Here is a 3,466-nt window from a genome sequence, read left to right as displayed (position 1 = left end):
GGGCGCCTATGTCGTCGTCAACGGCGGCGACATCCTGCATCGCTAAACCAACGAGCGGTTTCTGGCGACGCCGCATCGGGCGCGCAACGTTTTGGGCGAGGTCCGCTATGCAATCCCGTTCTTCTGCGACCCCGATCACGACACGATGATCGAATGCCTGCCGAGCTGCCGCTCGGCGAATAAACCGGCGAAATACCCGCTGATCCGCTTCGGCGATTACCCGTTGTGGTTTGCCCCCAAGAGCTACGACCACATGGCGCATGAGTCTGCCCTGACGGACGCGGTCGTCGCGCCCGGAGCCAGCGCCACTGCGCGCTGGTGAAGCTGGCACTTTGGTCTACAAAGATCGCTCTTGGATCACCGACACCACGCGAGGATCTTTCATCAGATTTCAGCCTGAATAGCCTTCATGAAGACAATCCTTTGTCATGCGAACCTGATCGACTGCGTCGAGCCCAACCTACGGCCGGATACTGCCGTGCTGATCGAGGATGGCCGCATCCGCGCCATCCTGCCTAGCGGAGAGGCGGACAGCACCAGCGGCGACGCGCAGGTGATCGATCTCAAAGGCGGGTACCTGATGCCCGGGGGGACCCGGAGGGGGCGTCACCCTTTGCTCAACCCCTAGATGCAGGCATTTCCGGTCAGGAACCTTAGGTGCAACCGCGAAACGCCCGCGCGTCCGCGCGATTATTTGACGCCCGGTCCGCGATTACTTGGGCTATACTATGTCGCGATCCACTGGAATTCACTGCGCCAGTGCGAGCCAGTCATTGGAAATTCACTGCGGCAGTGCGAGGGTGATACTGCGGCAGTGTCGCGCCAGTGCCGCGCAATAACCAAACGAGCGTTTTGTTGGTCGAAGCGCCGGCCGGTCGAAGCGCCGCGAGCTGCGCCGGGTCGAGCCGCGCCCGGTCGAGCTGCGCCGGCCGCGGATAGCGCCAGCCGGCGACGGAGCGGGGCGCTGGATGCATCGAAAGCGTCCGAGGGCGGGCGATGGGGAGGGGGATCGGGGTTGGCGTGCGCTGGCGGGCGGCGAAGAGGGCGGGGGCGAGGCGCTAGTGCACAGGCTGCCAGCCCGGTCTCTCAAAGCAGCGGTATTCCAGACGAGCAGCGAGCGCCGGGCTCGCCGGGCTGCCGCTCAAGGTTTCCATGGCCTCGTGCGCCTCTCGCGCCTGAGACAGGGTGCGCAGCCTGTCGTTGAACAGTCGAGCCTCGCTCCGGCATTCGTCGACCGTCCCGAAAAAACCGGTGCTGATCCCGCCATCGGTCGCGCAGTAGCCGAGCGCAGCGCTGCACAGCATCATCACGTAGATCATCCGTCATCTCCGAAGATTGCGATTAATCGCGCAGCGGGCTGGGCGATAGCCTGGACCATGCACGCCGACGACACGAATTACTGCACCATCCGCAACGGCGTCGTCGCCGTCAGTGGCACCGGCCCCGCGATCCGCGTTGCCGACAACCGGCTGGTCATTCGCGATGGTCCGAAGGAAACTCCATCGCTTGCACTGACGCGGGCAGAAGCCTCGCGAAAGCTTCGACATATCGTAGTGTGCAGGCCACCGGAGGTGTTGCATGTTAGAGCCAGTTATCCGCGAGATTAGGGATTTAATCGATGCGGGGCCGGCCGCAGTCCTTATTATGAACGGCAAAGTTCGACCCTTAACGGCGGCTCGTTGCCGTAGACCAGCAGGGCGAGTCATGCCCAAACCCGGCCGCTTAGTGAGGACGAGAGACACCTGCACTCGGCAGTTCAGCATGCCCGCGAACCTGCGATAGCTGTCGCAACGCGAAACGGTCAGAAATAGCTTCACGGTGAAGTGTGTTCTACGTGACCCGCTGAGGCGTTGCATGCCCAGTAGCTAACGGCGCGGTTCTGCCAAATCGCCGGCGCCCAGGCCATTGCTCTGCAGCAGGAGTAGAAGCGTCGATACCCTGACACCAGATTTCGATCGCCCCGTTCGGGTTTTCTATCAAAGTCTCTGCAATGCTCGAGAGCCATTGCATAAGAACGTCGAACGTCATTGATTCACCCGTATCCGGGTGACGCCAGGTTCGCGCTCCGTGATGGGTGATGACAAGGGCGCCATGACGGCGATGAGCAGGCTTGAGGTAATCGACCGCAAGCTGGGAGCGAAGGGCGCTTTCAAGCTGCCTCGCCGTCCAGCCCATCCCCCCGTGCTTGATTTCGACCGCCACCTCGCACGGCGCTGCTGTCGAGGCCACAATCACATCGGGCTTATCGCCCAACGCAACCTGGGTCTCCCGATGCGCGTGCAGGCGCCCGCGTGAACGGTGATTGATTTGCTCCACGATCCAGTTCTGCACCTCGTCCTCGTCTTTTGCCCTCTGGAGTAGTGGGCGAGTGGTTACATCGCCATGCACGAGGTCATGCTGAATATTGTCGAGTATGCCCATGAGGAGGCGCAACAAGTCGGCCCCGGTCTTCACAGGCGCGGTCCATTGCATTTCAAAGCTGACGACTTCGCGTTCGGTCCAGGCGGGTGGTTCAGAGTCGCGTTCCGCCTTCTCTCGCGCGAGTTCTTGAAACCTGCGCGCCCGAAGGCGGAAAATTGGATCGTCTGCCAGCGCGCGCATCGCCCGAAACGCATCGGCACCCGGCCGATGAAGCAGGATCGTCAGAACAGCATCGCGCGCGCTTTCAGCTCTATCGCGTAGGCCGGCCGAGTAGGCCCCTTGATGGACGACATCATGTTCGGGCCGTACGTGGGCGTAAGCGAGCCGCAAAAATGCTCGAAGGCTCTGGATCGATGCGTTTTCCAAACCGCTAGAGACAAGTGGATCATGCCGATCAAATAAGGCACCAAGGGCTTGTTGTGCGCGGTTACCTGCCTCAGCCCCGGCACTATCAATCCACCAGGCGAGGACCTTAATTGCGTGATCCGGGTCCAACACCATGAGCAGCGCCAAATGCGCGGTTACGTATTCTGATTGTCCGGCAGCAGCGTGAGCAGCCAATCGCTTCCGCGAGAGGCGCGTCAGCCTTCCGCGCTGCCGGGTATCCAGCGACAAGCCCTGGACGACGCGAACACCACGCTCTAGCTTGCGAACCAGAGGCGACCCCTTTGCAAAAAGCACCTCGGCAAGAACGGGCTGCACCGGGATCGGAATAGCGACGGACGGCATTGAGTAACGATCAAGATACTCAGCGTGAAATTCGTTTGCCGAATCCCACTCTTCGGCGATCTCCTTCTTGATGATAGGAACGACAGCCTGCGGGTGGGCCTCGATAAGCCCGTCCATCCATTCCGGATAACGCCGGCCGATGAAGCAGGCATGTTGGGCCGCCAGCGTTGCTTGTTGCTCTGCCAGCTTTGCGGTCCATTCAGGATCCTCGGCAGCTTCCAGTCCGATGCCCCCATACGACAGAATTGCGGTCCAGCTGAAGGTAATGACGTTACCGGGCTTACGAGCCGTTCGCTTAGGAGGAATCAGACGCCAG

General features: G+C 61.3%; 4 protein-coding genes. 2 read left to right on the top strand and 2 right to left on the bottom strand.

Annotation, left to right across the window (positions count from 1 at the left end; translation table 11 throughout):
* The first annotated feature begins 91 nt into the window (after nt 1-91).
* Nucleotides 92-322: a hypothetical protein gene (locus tag VGI36_10755; GenBank protein HEY2485622.1), complete on the top strand. Its 231-nt coding sequence runs from the start codon at nt 92-94 to the stop codon at nt 320-322.
* 87 nt (nt 323-409) lie between these two features.
* A complete protein-coding gene (locus VGI36_10750) occupies nt 410-628 on the top strand; it encodes a hypothetical protein (GenBank protein ID HEY2485621.1) in 219 nt (72 codons plus the stop codon).
* Between the two features lie 430 nt (nt 629-1,058).
* Here the strand turns inward: VGI36_10750 and VGI36_10745 are convergent, their stop codons facing one another.
* Both VGI36_10745 and VGI36_10740 read right to left on the bottom strand, forming a co-directional pair.
* Nucleotides 1,059-1,319: a hypothetical protein gene (locus VGI36_10745; GenBank protein ID HEY2485620.1), complete on the bottom strand. Its 261-nt coding sequence runs from the start codon at nt 1,317-1,319 to the stop codon at nt 1,059-1,061.
* Between the two features lie 511 nt (nt 1,320-1,830).
* Nucleotides 1,831-3,466, bottom strand: a 1,636-nt coding sequence (locus VGI36_10740; GenBank protein HEY2485619.1) for a hypothetical protein, incomplete at its 5' end; no start/stop codon positions are given.

Source organism: Candidatus Binataceae bacterium, assembly GCA_036495685.1.
Lineage (GTDB): Bacteria > Desulfobacterota > Binatia > Binatales > Binataceae > JAFAHS01.
The sequence above is the reverse complement of the archived record's forward strand: the minus strand, read 5'-3'. Positions and strand labels throughout refer to the sequence as shown.